The organism is Portibacter lacus (assembly GCF_021533215.1).
GTDB classification, from domain to species: domain Bacteria; phylum Bacteroidota; class Bacteroidia; order Chitinophagales; family Saprospiraceae; genus Portibacter; species Portibacter lacus.
The window spans coordinates 20,017-36,980 of record NZ_JAJNKA010000010.1 but is presented as its reverse complement, the minus strand read 5'-3'; the positions used below and the strand labels follow the sequence as shown (position 1 = coordinate 36,980).

The window sequence follows — 16,964 nt, the reverse complement described above, 5'->3', positions numbered from 1 at the left end:
TTAACGAATAATGCAATATGAGCGGAATGATGAAGATATAAGATCTATTAAAATAAAAACAACCTTACCTACCTACAGACAAGTCACTTACTTTCACAGCCGCTGTTTGCTTTGATAAGTAATAAACAACTACAGGAGAGACTAGAAAGTAAAGTGCCATTAACAGATTCGCTCCAGGTAGCATTTCTTCCAAGTAAAACCAACTTCCGGTGCTTATAATAATGCTTAGTCCCATGATTGATTTCCCAATTTCAATCCACACTGCTTTCGTTTCATGATCCATCAAAGAAGAATAGCTATAGATCAGCACAAAGAGGAAGCCACCATAAACAAATAAGTATGGGAATCCTATTTTGTCAATCTGTGTCAACATGTGAATCATTAATAACGTGGAAAAAACATATTGAAACCAAGACCAATTCTTCAATGACTTCGAACTCGCCGGAGCATACTTTACTTGAGCATGAGGATCCTTTTCATAGGTAATAGGATATTGTATAGAGACATCTTCCGGACGCCATCCTGTAGGCATAAACCAAACTCTAAATTTGTCTTTCCAATTTTTAGTTCGCCATGCATCTTTGGTAATTTGCCACATATGCATCCAATTAATCTTAATCGGATTCCATGTAATTACTGGTTTCTTCACTCCATAAACACATGGTTCTTCATCCAATTCTTCTTGAAAAGTACCGAATATTCTATCCCACACGCAAAATATTGCAGATAGGTTTTTGTCAATGTAAATATCATTAATCGCATGATGAACTCTATGCTGCGAAGGAGTGACGATGAGATACTCTAACCATCCTAATTTCGGAATGTGAACCGTATGATACCAGAATTGCATAAATAAGTGGATCGGTGCTATGACTGCTATTACTTTAGCAGGAAGTCCCAACAATGCGGCTGGAAGTAAGAAGATAAATCCATAGCCGATAATATTCGAAATAGGTTGACGGAGTGCGCAAGCTAGATTAAACTCCTCGCTGCTGTGGTGAACAATATGTTGATTCCAGAAAATATTGATGCTGTGATTCAATCGATGACTCCAGTAACTTGCGAAATCGATAGCAATAAAACTCAACAGCCAGACTAGCCATGTAATCTTAATTTCAGTCAGCGCCACTTTATCAACGAACCAAGCATAGCTAACAATGACAACACTAAGTTTCAGCACACTCTTCAAGGTATTCGTCGTCCCAGAACTTAAACTAGATATGGTATCCATTCCATTATACGATAACTTCCCTATCCGCCAAGAGTAAAATGCCTCAATAATGATCAGCAAAATAAAAAATGGTATGGCAACCATCAATACCTGAGCATACGTATCCATTTATCAACTATTTTAAAACCAACAGAAATTATTTGACTCTAAGTTAATAAATTTCAAGGACAGATTAAGTCATTCTTTATTCGCAGACAAAAGCACTGACAAAATTCTAGAAATAATGTTTATCGCTGGTGAAATGTATCAGAGACAAAACTTAGAACTACTGGCAAAGATTCCCGCCAATAAGTCCATGAATGCCCTCCATTTCTTACTCTATATTCATGAAAAATATCTTTTTTCTTCATACTAATATGAATTAAACTATTTCCCTCGTACAAAAAATCATCATCTCCACAATCGATGAACCATCGAACAGATTTTGTCCCTTCTAATGGTTTTTGATCTACTTGAGAAATCGCATTGTATTTATGAAAATAAGATTGTATTTGCTCTTCAGTGTAATTTGAATCCTTTTCTAATCCTCGTTGCTTAAACTCTTCTACAGTCTGAAACCCAACCCAAGCACTTAATGGACAAGCAGAAGAAAATAAATCAGGTCTGTGTAAGGCATAGATGAATGAGCCTCCTCCGCCCATAGATAATCCAGCTATTGCTCGATATCGCTTCTCTTGTTTAATTCTAAATTTCCCTTCTACATGAGGCATGAATTCTTCGAAAAAGAAATCTTCATAATTCCATTTTCCATTTATATTATTGTAATAACCTCTTTGTCCTGAATTAGCATCTGGCATTACAATGATCATAGCTGTTGAACTTCCATCCTTTATTGCCTCATCCGTAATTCTTAATACTTCACCGAATTGTACCCAACCTGTATGGTCATCACCTGCACCATGCAATAAGTACAGTACTGGATAACTCCTTTCAGATGTTTCATAATCTGGTGGAAGATAAATGGCATATTTACGCTCGCTATCAAGAATCTTAGATGACATGGAGAGGTTATCCATCACTTTTCCTGATTGGGCTTGAAGACTAGACACAAAACTAAATAGTACGAACAGTTGAATAATTTTCATCAATTTCTAAATTAAAGACATGAGGTCTCTAAAATACTAAATTAAACTGAGAATTTTTACCAATTAGCACTTCCCTTAAGGAATTGATTAAGCTCTTTAACTTTGTTTCTTTTTGACTAACTTTTTAAAAACTGATTTCGTAAAACGAATAAATTCTTCTTCCACTTTGTCATAACCTACCCATTCGAAAAGATTTCCGTAGGGACACAATGGCGCACCTTCGACTGAGCCACTCTTTAATTCATATCGCTTAGGATTCAGTAAATATTCTTCCATTGTTACGCGCCGCATTGCAATTAGTCTACCTTTTTATAAGTCAATAATTCGTCCCCATTGGCATTAAAAAACGTCAATTTAAGCCCGTTGATTTTATAAGCATTGACACTATTTAGATTTGCATTAACTTGATCTGATCCTTCCATATTCTTGCAAGCCATTCTGGTTCCAGCTAATTGACCAAAAGATATATAATTATCGTCCACCTTCGCTAAAGATCCCGTAAAAGAATTGCAACCATCGTTACCCATTACCCTTTTTTCTCTAAGATTTATTTCTAGATCTGGATGTTTCTGATAATCAGCCACATTAATTGGATTCCCATTTAATGACGCTAACGCCCAGATATCATTCAATGCCAATTTCCCATCTCTTTTCTGGCTTAGAATTCGAACCAATTTATATGAAATAGAAGAAGCATCAGCAGGTACATTACTTGCTTCTTTCTCCTCTTCCTTGACTACTAACTTATAAAAGAATCCTTCCTGGTAGTCGAATCCTTCGATGCTACTGTAGAACAATTCGAGCGAATCCGGATTATATTCATTTCCTTTCTGAATCTGAAGACAACTTTGCGAGCCTACGCCTTCACATGAAGCGCGTATACTACTTACATGATAAATATACTCCCCAGGCATTAAGTTAATCATCTGATCTTCACTCTTATTTAAAAGATACATTTGTGCAAGTTCGCCTGAAATTTCTTCCCCTTTATTATCCAACTTAAGCATGCCATTTTCTATCATTTTATATTGGTGATCTTCGGAAGGTTTTCCATCCACATTAAGTGTGATTATTGATCCTGCATCATCCCATTCGAAAGAACCTGTTTCTATAAATACCTTTTCCGACTTTTCTTGATATCTCATTTTCAGCTCATATTTCAGATTTCCTTGTAGTGTCAATGTTGTCTCAATTCCAGGACAATCTGCACATGGAAGTATTCCATTATATGGTCCTATCCAGTCTAGCGACTCTTCACTTGTATGCATGTCAATGCTTTCGCCTAGATCATTTTGCTTATTTTTTTCACCACAACTAATCACAGATACGATAAGCATCATAGCAAATATCATTTTTAATGCAGATTGCATACTTAATTTCATTATTCTCATTTCCTTTAATTAAAAACTATTAACCCACCAAACGTACCATTTGGTGTTGTTTATTGCAATTCTTCCCTTATTTTCTTCATCTCTTGATCTGCTGCTAATTGAAAAAGTACAGAAAACCATTTACCAAGAAAAAAATCAGCAGATAAGTTCAAACTTCCTTATATTAAAGTTATAAAAATGCTAACGCTTGATAAGATTATTACTATGTGACGATCATCCATTGGTCATAGAAGGCCTAAAGTTAATTCTAGCTGACGACGCTAGATTTGTGATTGCTGGTGAAGTGAACAATGGGAAAGAAGCGCTAGAATATTTAGCGGAAAATGAAATTGATATTCTGCTCATGGATATTAATATGCCCGTATTAAACGGTCTTGAGACAGCAAAGATAGTCAAGAAAGATTTTCCAGATCTTAAAGTCATCATGCTTTCGATGTTAAATGATTCTCACTTAATTAAGAATTTAATTGAACATGGAATTCGAGCCTATTTGATGAAGAACGCTGGGCAGAAAGAAATCATTGAAACCATTATACAAGTCAGTGAGGGCAAGACGGTATTTGAGAATGACCTCCTACTTGAGATCATGAATCTTAAACGGGCCCGTATAAAAAAGAAGGAGAATTCATTGTTTCCTAAACTCTCACGTCGCGAAAAGGAGATATTGGCACTCATTGTTGATGAGCACACAACCGCCGAGATAGCAAAAAAGTTATTCATTAGTTTCGGAACCGTGGAAACACATCGTCGAAATATGCTCAATAAATTGGGCTTAAGAAATACCGCTGGCCTTGTTCGTGTGGCGATTGAATTTGATATTCTGAACAACGACGAATGAAACCAACAGCAACGGAGTCCAACGAGTGAACATTCAGTATCATCAATAAATATACCGACTCCAGCGGAGTCCAACCTTTGTAAAACCGCAGGTGCCATGTCTTTGTAGCTCCGTAGGTGCGACACCTTATTTATCTTCCCTTACCGTTTCATTATACGCTAAGCACAAATCCACCCAAAATTCGAAATCCTCATCATAATCATATCCATCAGGCTGAACATAACAATATCCATCTAACACCCTACCCTTCATCACCATCGCCTCATAACCAATCCGCTTCGAAAGCTCTTCTGTTAAATTATGCTCAAAACGACACATTAATCGATCCTTGCTTACATTTATACACATCTTTCCATTGACCATAAAAGCCAAACCACCAAACATTTTCTTCTCAACAATATCCGTGATCTTCTTTTCCAAGAAATAATTTCTCAAGCGATCCGCAACTGCAATATCGTAAGCCATATCTATCTATTTGTAAAAATTACAATTTACATAAAACTACTTTTGAAAAGCAATCTCCCAGCTATCAAACGCCGCCCTTCGATCTCCATCTTCATTTAAAATCCCAGTATCTCGCCACAATTTCCCCACATCCTTTACTTCCTCCGGAAACGTTTCCCATAGCTGATCATAATCCCGATGAGACCACCAGATTACACCTTCATAATTCTTTTCCTGCGCATTTTCCAACAAAACCTCCAGGTACTCCTTTTGCTCGCACTCATCACTCTTAATCGTGAGATTAAATGACTTTAACTCTAGCGTTTCAGCAAGATGGTTCGTCTCCACCATTAGAATTGGCAAAGAAACCCGTTCATGCAAGAAATCAAAAGCATTTTGGAATTTGCTCTTCTTGTGCATTCCTTTTAGAAATGGATAAAAACTTATCGCTGCAAAATCACCATCAGCAATCAATTCACTCAATTCTGCATGATAATTTTCTTTATCCGAAACTTCTGGCTGATACCAATTATGCAAGGTAACGGAGGCCGCGAGTGGAAGCGACGGATATAATGAATTTATCTTAGCTTGTATCGCATCATGTAAGTTTTTATAAGAAAACCATTTATCATTATCTTTAATATATAACTCATTAACTTCCATTGCAATAACTAGATAATCAGGCTGAAATCTATCGATTAGATATAAAAGATGCTTCGCGTAAGCCTCGACTATTTTATCGTCATCTATTTTATCATATTCCGGTATCGTCCCATCGATATCATTAAGCAATTCGGAACGATCGGTATCTAGTAAACTAACCGAAAGTAGCAACTTCGAGTCTGGAATTTTATGCGCTACCTTATAATCAATAACCTGTACAAATCTCTCTGGTAATTCTGTATCGGTTAACCAGGCATCCCATGGAATAAATTCATCGATCTGCTCTGCATAAATATCTCCATGCAAGGTTAAAAAATCATAAGTGTCTTCTATCGCTTCATCCGTTGCATCATAGTTCCAAGTGGTGAAACCCATTGAAAAATTTCTGTTCCCAGCATCACTGAAAAAGTCGGGATTCTCACAATTCTGATTGCTTTTATTACATGAAGCCAGCAGGATTAAACTGGTAATGATCAAGGGGAAAAGCTTCATAGTGTAATGTTCTTTTATTTTATACGAATCCCAATTACAAAATGGTATCTATTTCGCTTTTTTTTCAATAAAGTATTGTTGCAGAAAGCCCAATTCCTAATATTGGAATCTTTACGAGATCAGCTTGACTCGTTTCTCGAACCCATACGCTTTTATTGAATAAGGTTGCTCCGAAACTCAACGTGTCTTTCGGATAATCTTCTATCCATTCTATACTTAATAAGAAATCATCTTCCACTACAATATCATATTTTGACAAATCAGTTTTCACGATGCCTTTTTCAATAGACGTCTCAATGATTATATTTTCTTTCAACAAATTCTCTCCAGGCTTTCCTTTTTCCATATCATAGATATTCAGTCTAAAACGAACCGTATCATTCAGATTTTCTCCTAAGGCAAAGGAAACATCTTTTAGAATCGTTCGTCGCTTCTTTATTTTTATGACAATCCCCATTTCATTGCCCAACTTATCTTCACCGAAAGCAGCAAAAATATTCTTTTTCGGTTTCAAATTTCCGACTTCTTTAGATTTCAAGTTCGTTGCTGATATCACGACTTCTTCTATTTCATAATTAGAAGGATTTAGGTCAATGTTTTTATTAGACTTTAGCAAGTTCTCTATTTCGTTGACCTGCATTTCTATAGATTCATAGCCGATCATAGAAATTCTCATTTTGTCGCTGTAATTTTCTTCTGGAACAAGGAGACTGAAATAGCCATTTCGATCGGACACAGTTCCAATGTTTTTACCAATGACTCCAATGTTTACATATGATTGAGGTTGAGAAGTTTTGCTGTCAATGATTTTTCCCTCTAACTGGATTTGCGCAGAAATATTAAATGCTATAAAGGAAACAAAGAGTAGTAAAAGTGATTTCATAATTGTATTTTTTTGAATTTTCATTATCATAGTATTAGACGACAAGAATAATGAAATGTTACGATCAGGAAGGAACCTAATCTGTGAAATGGCCGTATTCATCGGTATATGTAGAATCGTGCTCCTTTCTTATGTCAAGTTTACTTTTAGATCCATACAAGCTTGTGATGTTTTCATTCTCAATTACCAAGAATCGTTGTCGATCCACTAGTAATAGTTCCAACCTTTCCACCTACTTCCACGGCATCTCCCTTCATCGCAAAACCTGTACTTCCGTTATTGAATCTTATCAAATTACCAAGTATGTTCATTGTGGCGGAGGCTTGAGCACAAATATTTAAAGCAGTTAGTGCATAATTTTGTGATATATTGAGATTATAGTTCTGCGCTACATTCAAAGCAAAATTATTATTGACTGTAATATTGAAATCTTGCCCTGTATTAATTGCTAATCCATTTCCAATTGAAAAAATCGCATTTGTACTGGTATTGATTGCTAAATCGCTCGATGTAATGGCGAGTCCATTTCCGCTATTTATATTAGTCGCTTTTGTGGCAACGAGATCCACATTATCAGATTGTACATTGAAATCACCACCAGAGAGTAAATTGACATCATTCAAGGCGCCAAAATCCATGCTACTGCCCGCAGCATAGCTACTTTCTCCCCCACTAACTACCTGCAAAGTTTGCTCAGCTTCAATATTTATATTGGCTGCAGAAATATTTAGATTCTCTTCTGCTTCTATACTTATGTTTTTTCCTATAATCTGAATATTACCATCGGTGTCTATTTTAATCATAGCTCCGTTTGCTTCTATGGTGACGCTTTCCGTTGCATCAAGTCTTAAATCATTCAAGGAATAAACGCGCTCTTTAACCCTAAAGTCTCCATTAGCAGACATCGTCCATCCGTTGAGTCCTATAGAAGCCGATAGAGAATTGGATAAAGGGGAATAAAACATAGAGGCTCTATCTGTCCCTCCAGAACGAAATAACAGACCAGAATTAGTAGGCGCATCAGCAGTAAAAAAGGAAGTCCCGCTGCTTGTTCTTAATAACAATTTCGTGTTACTATTATCTTGAATATGAAAGCGTTCAACAGGATTAGCAAGATTGATTCCAACATTTTGGGCGTTAGTAATCACTGAAATAAAGAGAAGGAGGAAACTGATAACTGTTTTCATATTTATTAATTCGAGGGTGAAACTGCAATTTAGCGATAAAAGCAAGTTCTTTTCTATGGGTTACCTTAGATATTTCACTTTTAACATCTATCCACAGAAAACAGGGATGTTGCGATTGCAAATAAACTTCCCAACTTGAATTCTGGGACTTCCATCAATATAGATAAGGAGAAAGGCAATAATCAAAGCAGAAAGGAGCGCACTTAAAAAGGTGATAATCCAGCTAAAAAATAATTATCTCAAAAACATGGTGACCTTTTCGAAAACACTTCGACTAATGATAGCGAGTAGTCTAGTTAAATATGAATATCAGTAATGTAAAATATGAATTGAAAGTAAAAAACCTTGCATAAACCAGAAGACCAAATATTTCAGTTATGCATATAATAGCCATCCCAAATGCCAGTAACCTATTAAAAGAACCTAAATCTCAGCAGGCAAACAGCGTTTGTCAACTGCTCATAAAGATGAGGTAGTAAATGTTTGCCTGCAGATTTTTAATTGCTTAATCAGCAAACCGCTTTAAATCATCCTTTGTAAATCTCCATTCTGGAGTCAACAAAATTTCCGAATCATCTATTCGGTACCATGGGCTTATCCGGCTGTCATTAGGATTTTTTAGCAATTGAAAATCCTGAGCCGGCATATAACTTTGACCTAGTAAAAATAATTTTTCACCTGTTTCAGAATCCACTGCCATATCTACAACCAGTGCGGCATGCCCCGGATACCCTCCTTTGATAAATACATCTCCGATTTTCATTTCCTCTATTCTCACTGGTTCCATTTCTTTTTCTAGTGAAGCAGTCCCTGCATACATAAATATCAATTCCATGTAATTCCAGAAATCTGAATAGGTATTCGATGGATTACTTCGATTATTCCAGGAAGTTTTATTTCCATTAACAATCATTCTTCGCCCTTTCATCCATTCCGAATATTCCACTCTTTTCCCATTAGAAAAGTTGAAATGTATTTTTTCATATTCTTTCTGATTCCAGTGATGCTCAGCCTTAAGTCGCATGATGGCATCAGCACATTGGTGGAGATTCTTTTTTCCGATATATAGATCTATTACGGCATCGTAGACATTATAATTAGTCTTTACCTCACCATTGTAGTACTTTACATTTTCATTGTGACTTTTCAATGGCAAGTGTCTTAAGAAATACCCAAACTCATTCGTCTCTAACTCTATGCGCTCAAAACCTTCAGGTAGCAGAAACCGATCGCATATACTTGTCCCTATAGAATTAACTAACGATTGCCCGCTCAAAAATTGACCTACAAAAATAAAAATCAAACTTAAAAGTGAATTTCGGATCATGCCACTAAAACTCAAAAATCCATAAATATTATTGCCCTTACTTAAATTAATAACTAGTCAATACTATTTTATTTTCTTAGAAACCATTTCATTTCCTCCTTGAATCAATGTCAAACTTTCCACTTCGCCTGCAGCATTTTTATTGAAAACAATTTGTGCATTGACCACTTTCAAATAAAATTCTGTTTCAGATTTCGGATATATTTCAGCAGCACCTTGGCCAGTAGCCTGTCCAGATAACTGGCTTCCATTCTTAGTGATCGACAATATAAATCCTGGCTGAATTTCATACTCTCCTACATAGCTACTAAGCATGGCATCATCTATTTCCACTTTCGATTCTAGAGATTTGGTATCTGCCCCTAAATCTTTTAAAAACTTAATTCCGCTGGTATTCGCTGGATTCATCTTCACCGATCTAGTGTAGTTTTTTATAGCGCCTTCATCATCACCACTCACCATTAGCGCTTCCGCATAACTATCATAAACATTCCAGCTCTCTGGAAATTCATCCACATTTAACTTGAAAATCTTAAGCGCACCAGCAATATTCCCTGACTGCATCAAATCATAACCTAACGCATTCATTTCTTGTTCTTCTAATGCATAATCATCACTATTCTTTAATTCTTGAAAAAGTCTAATTCCATTATCTACTCCTGCAGCGTTGATCGCTTGATTTACAGCTTTAGCCAATGACTTCTTAGGTATATCATAATCTTTCCCTGCCAGTATCGCCTTGATTCCTTTCGTAATTCCAGAAAGATTCGCCCCTCCAGTATTATTTAATAAAATAACCACTTGATCCTGCTCTGGGTACCTCGATATTAAAGTATTAAACCCGTTAATTCCTCCACCATGTCCTATTTCTAATTCTCCATCTCTATCGGCGATAGACCAGCCATACCCATAAGCGCCGCCCCAAGCATCAGCATGTGCTCCATACATTAGTGTCTTAGTTTCCGCTGAAATTAGCTTTTCCGTATACAGAGCTCGATCCCATAAGTATAGATCTTCCGCAGTAGAATATAATGAGCCCGCGGCATATGGAATGGACATGTCCAAGTACGGCGAATTCACAAATTTCATTCCCTCTCTTTCATATCCAGTTGCTCTGTTCTTAAGGATGGTTCCATGATGATCATAGCCTGTATCCTTCATTCCTAGTGGATCGAATATTCGTTTTTCCAGTTCATTCTCATACGAATCCTGAGCTACTTGTTCAATTATATATCCCAGCAAGAAATACCCTGAATTACTGTATTCGAATTCACTTCCAGGCTCGAAATTCAACGTTGAATCCGCGAAAAATACCAAAAACTCTTCTGGACTATATGTATTTCTAGATTCATTCTTAAAAAATCCAGCAAATGAGGTATAATTTGGAATTCCAGAGGTGTGCGTTAATAAGTGATGTAAAGTAATCTGATCGCCATTTACCTTAGGATAGTTCGGAATATAGGTGGTAATCGGAGCATCTAATTTCACTTTCCCTTCCTCCATCAGTTGCATAACGATCATAGCTGTAAATTGCTTAGTAATAGAGCCCAATCGATGTTTTGTATCAGCGTCGTTTTTGATACCCCATTCCATATTCGCCATCCCCTTTCCTCCTTTATAAACTACCTGACCTTTCTCGGCGACGAGCACAGAACCGTTGAACTGATCATTATCGTGGTACAAATCAAGCAAGTGAGATATTTCATCTGTATTCGATTGTGCAATGCTACTAGGGTTAAATATGAATTGCGAAGTAATAGTAAAGACAACTAAGAGTAGGATATTTTTCATTTGTTTTGATTAATTATTAGTCTATTTAATTAAGTAAAGAGCTGATCTATTTCAAAAAACGAGATGCTATTTCCTCTTTAAATTACTTAAATTATGCTTGACCTTGAATTTTATTAGACTAAAACACAAGCAATCTAGTCACTCCTAGAACATTTATGGATGAAACGATTAGGAGAATGGAAGGTAATTTCACTCAGTATAATAGCTTAGCAAAATGAAATCTATGTCCTTCTTAATACTGAGTACTCTTTTCTGCACGCTTGCAATGAGCCAAAATCCGGTATCGGTTATCAGCACCCGACTCACGGCTTCATTTCAGCATATTAGTTGCCACGTTAATATTTCTGGCGACGATAATCACAACAGTGAAATGACCATTCTTTATCGCATCAAAGGATTTAACAATTATAAAAATGGTGCGGAAACAATGCGGGCTTTTCCTGAAATGAATGTAGATGGCGCAGCACTTAACATGAATTTTCATGCCGGATCAGCAATGTTTCTTAATCCAAATACAACCTATGAAATACAACTCGTCATCTCTGATCCTGATGGCGGTGGACAGACCGTCGATCTAGAAATTAAAACAAAAACGTTTCCCGATACAAATGGAAGTCTAGACACCATCGAAGTCAATTCGTCAGATGGAGCAAACGGCATACAAAATGCTATCAATGCGGCGATTCCTGGAGATCTTATTCTTGTAAATGATGGCATATATAATCCATTCACTGTAGAAACCGATGGTCTTTTTATTATATCCAAGAATTTGCACGGTGCCATTATAGAGGGGAATGATACGGATCGCGGAGTTGTGACCGTCGGTAATTTTAATGACAGCACTCGATACGTTTTTATAGATGGGTTTGTGATTCGAAATGGCCGTTGGGGTATCGATGCACAGAATACGCAATTCCTGACCATACAAAACTGTGATATTTCTGATGTGGATTATGGTATCCTGAACAGAAGAGCGAATGGATGGGAACATGATCAGTATATTACGAATAACCACTTCCAAGGCAGAACCACATGGCCTCAATCTAATGGAAATATTCCAGGAGAACGAGGAGTCGATATTCGCGGGAATAACAATGTGGTGAGTTTTAATACGATATCAAATTTTGGTGATGGTGTTACAACTGATGGACCACCTTATAAACAATCCTACAGCCTTGACATCCATCACAATAATATATTCAGAATTGTGGACGACTTAATAGAAGTAGATGGGATGATTTCTAACTCTAGAGTCTATAGTAATCGAGCGTGGAACGGCAGAGCAGGCATAAGTCTCGCGCCTGTGTTCGGTGGACCAGCATATGTCTTCCGTAATGAGTTCGTGAATATGGAAAACTCCACATATAAAATGAATCGCAAGCCAGCTGGGCTTTACATTGTCCATAATACAACTATTCAGTCTGGTGATGGCATGAGTTCTCCTTCTGGTTGGCAGAATACGGTGGTGAAAAACAATCTGGTATATGCAGGAAATTACTGTTTTCAAGAGTATGAATTAGTATCAGGATCAACACATAACTGGGATTATAATGGATATTACTCCTCTCGGTCAGGAAGCAGCGGATCACCTTGGTTCAAGTGGAATGATGTGCGCTATGCAATGGTCACTGATCTTTCCGCAGGTGCAAACATAGAAGTCAATGGAGTTAAAGTTGGATTATCTGACATGGTCAATATTAGTTTGCCGGTTAATCCATTTCAGGAGGTTATGGAAGCTGACATAGACATTAATCTAGCGGCTTCTTCTAATGCGTTAGACACTGGGACAATCTTAGATAATATAAATCTACTTTATGTAACCGATTCTAAGCCAGATCTGGGAGCAAGAGAATTAGGATTTATGCCAATGTTTGGACATGATTTTAATAAGGTATGTGGCAATTCATCGAGCGAAATTTTAACTTGGACTGGAGAAGTAAGCCAAGCCTGGTCAGATAGACGCAATTGGTCGCCATGTGGAATACCCAATAAAAAAACGGAAGTCATTATTCCAGATGGATTAGCTCGATATCCACTGATAGAAGGTGCTCGAAGTATTAAGAAACTAGGATCTGGAAGTTTTTAATTAGTGGGCCTTATCTAAAATTTGTTGTAAGTCACCAGCAATGGGAAAGGGTTTCAGGGGAGGGACATTCGCGCCGCCTGGGTTACCTACTGGAATTTTACCTACGAAAGACTTTACCCCACCTACAAGCAAACGAGGAATCTGTCCTATAATCTCTTTAGAACTCTTAATTCGAAACCCAAATTTCAACATTTTCCAATGAACACTGGTATGCGCAAGCGGATAACGCTGGCCGATAATATGAGCTCGTTCCAAGTGTGCCCATGCTCGTTCATAATTCCCTTTCGATAAGGACTCGGTATAATCAGCTAATTCCGTTTGATAATGCGGAATTAAGTTGGCAGGCATGGTGGTATTAAACTTCATTTTCATTCATATTATGTGATAATAAGTAACAATTATTCAACGATGTTGTTGCTAATAAATCTGCATTTTGCTGAATTCATCCTAAAATGTTGCGCTAATTAAATAATTCAAGTTTTTATTTTAGTAAAAAAATCAAAGTCCATAAACAATTTGGTAAATTCAGCCTTATAAATATAGAATTATATAAATCAATTCAATTATGGATAAAAATAACAAAATAGAAAAAAGTGGTCAAGCTGAACTAGCAGAAATGAATGAGAGTAGCAAGTGTCCATTCATAAATGGTTCGATGCATAAAAGTGCAGGTAATGGCACAAGAAATCAAGATTGGTGGCCGAATCAATTAAAATTAAATATTCTTCGTCAAAACTCAAACCTTTCGAATCCGCTTGGAGAAGATTTTAATTACGCAGAAGAATTTCAGAAACTAGACTTGGAAGCTTTAAAGGCTGATATAGTAGCGCTGATGACAGATTCTCAGGATTGGTGGCCAGCAGATTTCGGTCATTATGGTCCTTTGTTTATCAGAATGGCGTGGCATAGTGCTGGAACATATAGAATTGCTGATGGAAGAGGAGGTGCTGGATTCGGGACGCAAAGGTTTGCACCTTTAAACAGTTGGCCAGATAATGCAAATTTAGATAAGGCGAGAATGTTGCTCCAGCCGATTAAACAGAAATACGGAAACAAGATTTCATGGGCAGACCTCATGGTTTTGACAGGAAATTGTGCGCTAGAATCTATGGGTTTTGAAACGTTCGGATTTGCAGGAGGAAGAGAAGATATGTGGGAACCAGCAGAAGATATTTACTGGGGTTCTGAAACAGAATGGTTAGGCGATGCTAGATATGCAGGAGATCGAGAATTAGAAAATCCGCTTGCTGCAGTGCAAATGGGATTGATCTACGTTAATCCTGAAGGTCCTAATGGCAATCCAGATCCGATGGCTTCTGCTAAAGATATAAGAGAAACCTTCGGCAGAATGGCAATGAATGATGAAGAAACAGTAGCGTTAATCGCTGGTGGTCACACCTTCGGTAAAACACATGGAGCAGCTGATCCATCGAAATATGTCGATAGAGAACCTGCAGCGGCGGCGATAGAAGAACAAAGTCTAGGATGGAAAAACTCCTTTGGAACTGGAAATGCAGGAAGCACGATCACGAGTGGTCTGGAAGGAACATGGACCACAACGCCTACACAATGGTCTAATAATTTCTTCGAAAACTTGTTTGGTTACGAGTGGGAATTATCCAAAAGTCCGGCGGGAGCGCATCAATGGGTTCCACAAGGTGGTGCTGGTGCCGGTACAGTGCCTGATGCTCATGATCCAGCTAAAAGTCATGTGCCTGTTATGTTGACCACAGATCTTGCTTTACGGATAGATCCAGCATATGAGAAAATCTCTAGAAGGTTCTATGAAAATCCAGATGAATTTGCAGATGCATTTTCAAGAGCTTGGTATAAATTGACCCATAGAGATATGGGACCAATCACAAGATATCTCGGGCCAGAAGTACCTTCAGAAGTATTGATCTGGCAAGACCCGATTCCAGAAGTGACGCATGAATTAATAGATGATCATGATATTTCTAATTTGAAAACTAAAATTTTAGATTCAGGCTTATCTGTATCTGAATTGGTTTCTACAGCTTGGGCTTCTGCCTCTACATTCAGAGGATCAGATAAGAGAGGTGGCGCCAATGGTGGAAGACTTCGTCTCGCTCCACAAAATAATTGGGAAGTCAACAACCCAAGTCAACTATCGAAAGTGCTAAGTGTGTTAGAAGATATTCAATACGGCTTTAACAGTTCCCAATCTGGAAATAAAGCAGTTTCTGTGGCCGACCTGATAGTATTAGGTGGCTGTGCAGGAATTGAGAAGGCAGCAAAAAATGCTGGACATGATATTACGGTTCCTTTCACGCCTGGACGAGGTGATGCTTCAGCAGAGCAAACAGATATCGAATCATTCGATGCACTGGAACCAGCAGCAGATGGATTCCGTAATTATATGAATTCGAAACATAATACTTCCGCTGAAGAGTTGCTCATTGATAAAGCTCAGTTGTTAAATTTGACCGCTCCAGAAATGACTGTAATAGTTGGAGGATTGAGAGTACTAAATACGAATTATAATCATTCTCAACATGGTGTTTTCACTACAAGTAGAGAGCATTTAACAAATGACTTTTTTGTCAATTTGTTAGATTTAGGAACGACATGGAAGGCTATTTCTGATGAAAGTGATGTCTTCGAAGGAAGAGATAGAGCTTCAGGAACAAGAAAGTGGACGGGAACAAGAGTTGATCTGATATTTGGATCTAATTCCGAACTTAGAGCGATTGCTGAAGTCTATAGTTACGCAGACTCACAAGGTAAATTCCTGAAAGATTTTGTTGCTGCATGGAATAAAGTGATGAATAATGATCGATTTGATCTGAATTAATAAAATTCCTAGATTTTAGGAATAAAGAGTGATGGTGAAAGTTAGCTTTATACAGATAAAGCAGCCTATTTATTCACTAAAAAGTAAAGAGATGATTCTACTTAGAATCATCTCTTTTTTTATGCTTTATTTGCTAAAATGATGTTCTTAAATCTCTAAGGATTCTTTACGATTATAATATAAAGGAAGCCCACCATAGTAGACTAAGGCACTCAATCCAAAAAATAACAATCCGCAAAAAATCAACATAGCATATGATGGATTTGCTGCAGACTTTGCCGATGGTTTCAACTCAAATTTCAATGCGCCTACTTCTAGCTCAGCTTCATATTCGTTCGCCTTGCTCAACATAAACTGTTCTTTCGCGAAATCCTTCTTTAAGACGATTAATGCACTCTGACTATTATAAATATCATCAAAACTCAAGTTCTTTATCTTTACTGACTCGATCGATTTAGGAGCATTTAATACTTCTAATACCACACTGGTCTCATGTCCTAATTTAACTTGACCATTGCCAAACTTTACATTTTCCAAATCATTAAATTTTATATTAAGATTTTTCATCATATGATCTAAAACCAGTGTTTTAAACTCTTCGGGAGTTTTGTATGAATCTTTACCATAGTTTGACTCAACTTCATATTCGAATGCAGTTAAGGAAGCACGAACCTGAACGACCCAAACATCTTCGCTTTGTTCAATTAGCATAGTCGATGAGAGATCAGGCT

At 37.2% G+C, this 16,964-nt stretch carries 15 protein-coding genes; 3 read left to right on the top strand and 12 right to left on the bottom strand.

Annotation, left to right across the window (positions count from 1 at the left end):
• Window positions 1-64: 64 nt before the first annotated feature.
• From L2586_RS16480 to L2586_RS16465, 4 genes are all read right to left on the bottom strand, one after another.
• Window positions 65-1,339: a sterol desaturase family protein gene (locus tag L2586_RS16480; RefSeq protein ID WP_235294030.1), complete on the bottom strand. Its 1,275-nt coding sequence runs from the start codon at window positions 1,337-1,339 to the stop codon at window positions 65-67.
• A 119-nt stretch (window positions 1,340-1,458) separates the two neighbouring features.
• A complete protein-coding gene (locus L2586_RS16475; protein ID WP_235294029.1) occupies window positions 1,459-2,316 on the bottom strand; it encodes an alpha/beta hydrolase in 858 nt (285 codons plus the stop codon).
• 96 nt (window positions 2,317-2,412) lie between these two features.
• A complete protein-coding gene (locus L2586_RS16470; protein WP_235294028.1) occupies window positions 2,413-2,607 on the bottom strand; it encodes a hypothetical protein in 195 nt (64 codons plus the stop codon).
• A gap of 5 nt (window positions 2,608-2,612) precedes the next feature.
• Window positions 2,613-3,707, bottom strand: coding sequence for a copper resistance protein NlpE N-terminal domain-containing protein (locus tag L2586_RS16465; RefSeq protein WP_235294027.1), 1,095 nt, complete (start codon window positions 3,705-3,707; stop codon window positions 2,613-2,615).
• Window positions 3,708-3,894: 187 nt separating this feature from the next.
• Here L2586_RS16465 and L2586_RS16460 point away from each other — a divergent pair, with 187 nt between their 5' ends.
• Window positions 3,895-4,545 (top strand): response regulator, encoded by a 651-nt coding sequence (locus L2586_RS16460; RefSeq protein ID WP_235294026.1) that lies wholly within the window; start codon window positions 3,895-3,897, stop codon window positions 4,543-4,545.
• A 126-nt stretch (window positions 4,546-4,671) separates the two neighbouring features.
• On the opposite strand, the gene L2586_RS16455 is transcribed toward L2586_RS16460, so the two are convergent.
• The 6 genes from L2586_RS16455 to L2586_RS16430 form a co-directional block, all read right to left on the bottom strand.
• The gene (locus L2586_RS16455) at window positions 4,672-5,010 is read right to left on the bottom strand and encodes a TfoX/Sxy family protein (protein WP_235294025.1); all 339 of its coding nucleotides are present in this window, start codon (window positions 5,008-5,010) and stop codon (window positions 4,672-4,674) included.
• Window positions 5,011-5,046: 36 nt separating this feature from the next.
• Window positions 5,047-6,144: a glycosyl hydrolase 53 family protein gene (locus L2586_RS16450; RefSeq protein ID WP_235294024.1), complete on the bottom strand. Its 1,098-nt coding sequence runs from the start codon at window positions 6,142-6,144 to the stop codon at window positions 5,047-5,049.
• Window positions 6,145-6,208: 64 nt separating this feature from the next.
• Complete coding sequence (locus tag L2586_RS16445; protein WP_235294023.1) at window positions 6,209-7,027, bottom strand: carboxypeptidase-like regulatory domain-containing protein; 819 nt, start codon at window positions 7,025-7,027, stop codon at window positions 6,209-6,211.
• A gap of 179 nt (window positions 7,028-7,206) precedes the next feature.
• On the bottom strand, window positions 7,207-8,214 hold the full coding sequence (locus L2586_RS16440; RefSeq protein WP_235294022.1) for a hypothetical protein: 1,008 nt from the start codon (window positions 8,212-8,214) through the stop codon (window positions 7,207-7,209).
• Window positions 8,215-8,719: 505 nt separating this feature from the next.
• The gene (locus tag L2586_RS16435) at window positions 8,720-9,517 is read right to left on the bottom strand and encodes a DUF4846 domain-containing protein (RefSeq protein WP_235294021.1); all 798 of its coding nucleotides are present in this window, start codon (window positions 9,515-9,517) and stop codon (window positions 8,720-8,722) included.
• Between the two features lie 87 nt (window positions 9,518-9,604).
• On the bottom strand, window positions 9,605-11,332 hold the full coding sequence (locus L2586_RS16430) for a serine hydrolase (protein ID WP_235294020.1): 1,728 nt from the start codon (window positions 11,330-11,332) through the stop codon (window positions 9,605-9,607).
• A 223-nt stretch (window positions 11,333-11,555) separates the two neighbouring features.
• Between L2586_RS16430 and L2586_RS16425 the strand changes: the two genes are divergently transcribed.
• Window positions 11,556-13,418 carry a right-handed parallel beta-helix repeat-containing protein gene (locus L2586_RS16425; RefSeq protein ID WP_235294019.1) on the top strand — a complete coding sequence of 621 codons (1,863 nt, stop codon included), beginning with the start codon at window positions 11,556-11,558 and terminating at the stop codon, window positions 13,416-13,418.
• Here the strand turns inward: L2586_RS16425 and L2586_RS16420 are convergent, their stop codons facing one another.
• A complete protein-coding gene (locus tag L2586_RS16420; protein WP_235294018.1) occupies window positions 13,419-13,784 on the bottom strand; it encodes a DUF3703 domain-containing protein in 366 nt (121 codons plus the stop codon).
• Between the two features lie 199 nt (window positions 13,785-13,983).
• On the opposite strand from L2586_RS16420, the gene katG reads away from it, so the two are divergent.
• Window positions 13,984-16,233, top strand: a complete 2,250-nt coding sequence (gene katG, locus L2586_RS16415; RefSeq protein ID WP_262914176.1) for a catalase/peroxidase HPI — start codon at window positions 13,984-13,986, stop codon at window positions 16,231-16,233.
• A gap of 147 nt (window positions 16,234-16,380) precedes the next feature.
• Here the strand turns inward: katG and L2586_RS16410 are convergent, their stop codons facing one another.
• On the bottom strand, window positions 16,381-16,944 hold the full coding sequence (locus L2586_RS16410) for a hypothetical protein (protein WP_235294017.1): 564 nt from the start codon (window positions 16,942-16,944) through the stop codon (window positions 16,381-16,383).
• Between the last annotated feature and the right edge of the window lie 20 nt (window positions 16,945-16,964).

Bases quoted from the DNA above. Each gene is read 5' to 3' on its own strand.
- L2586_RS16440 (WP_235294022.1), bottom strand. From the start codon at position 8,214: ATGAAAACAGTTATCAGTTTCCTCCTTCTCTTTATTTCAGTGATTACT.
- L2586_RS16425 (WP_235294019.1), top strand. From the start codon at position 11,556: ATGTCCTTCTTAATACTGAGTACTCTTTTCTGCACGCTTGCAATGAGC.
- L2586_RS16455 (WP_235294025.1), bottom strand. From the start codon at position 5,010: ATGGCTTACGATATTGCAGTTGCGGATCGCTTGAGAAATTATTTCTTG.
- L2586_RS16445 (WP_235294023.1), bottom strand. From the start codon at position 7,027: ATGAAATCACTTTTACTACTCTTTGTTTCCTTTATAGCATTTAATATT.
- L2586_RS16470 (WP_235294028.1), bottom strand. From the start codon at position 2,607: ATGCGGCGCGTAACAATGGAAGAATATTTACTGAATCCTAAGCGATAT.
- L2586_RS16475 (WP_235294029.1), bottom strand. From the start codon at position 2,316: ATGAAAATTATTCAACTGTTCGTACTATTTAGTTTTGTGTCTAGTCTT.
- L2586_RS16480 (WP_235294030.1), bottom strand. From the start codon at position 1,339: ATGGATACGTATGCTCAGGTATTGATGGTTGCCATACCATTTTTTATT.
- katG (WP_262914176.1), top strand. From the start codon at position 13,984: ATGGATAAAAATAACAAAATAGAAAAAAGTGGTCAAGCTGAACTAGCA.
- L2586_RS16465 (WP_235294027.1), bottom strand. From the start codon at position 3,707: ATGAGAATAATGAAATTAAGTATGCAATCTGCATTAAAAATGATATTT.
- L2586_RS16430 (WP_235294020.1), bottom strand. From the start codon at position 11,332: ATGAAAAATATCCTACTCTTAGTTGTCTTTACTATTACTTCGCAATTC.
- L2586_RS16450 (WP_235294024.1), bottom strand. From the start codon at position 6,144: ATGAAGCTTTTCCCCTTGATCATTACCAGTTTAATCCTGCTGGCTTCA.
- L2586_RS16410 (WP_235294017.1), bottom strand. From the start codon at position 16,944: ATGCTAATTGAACAAAGCGAAGATGTTTGGGTCGTTCAGGTTCGTGCT.
- L2586_RS16420 (WP_235294018.1), bottom strand. From the start codon at position 13,784: ATGAAGTTTAATACCACCATGCCTGCCAACTTAATTCCGCATTATCAA.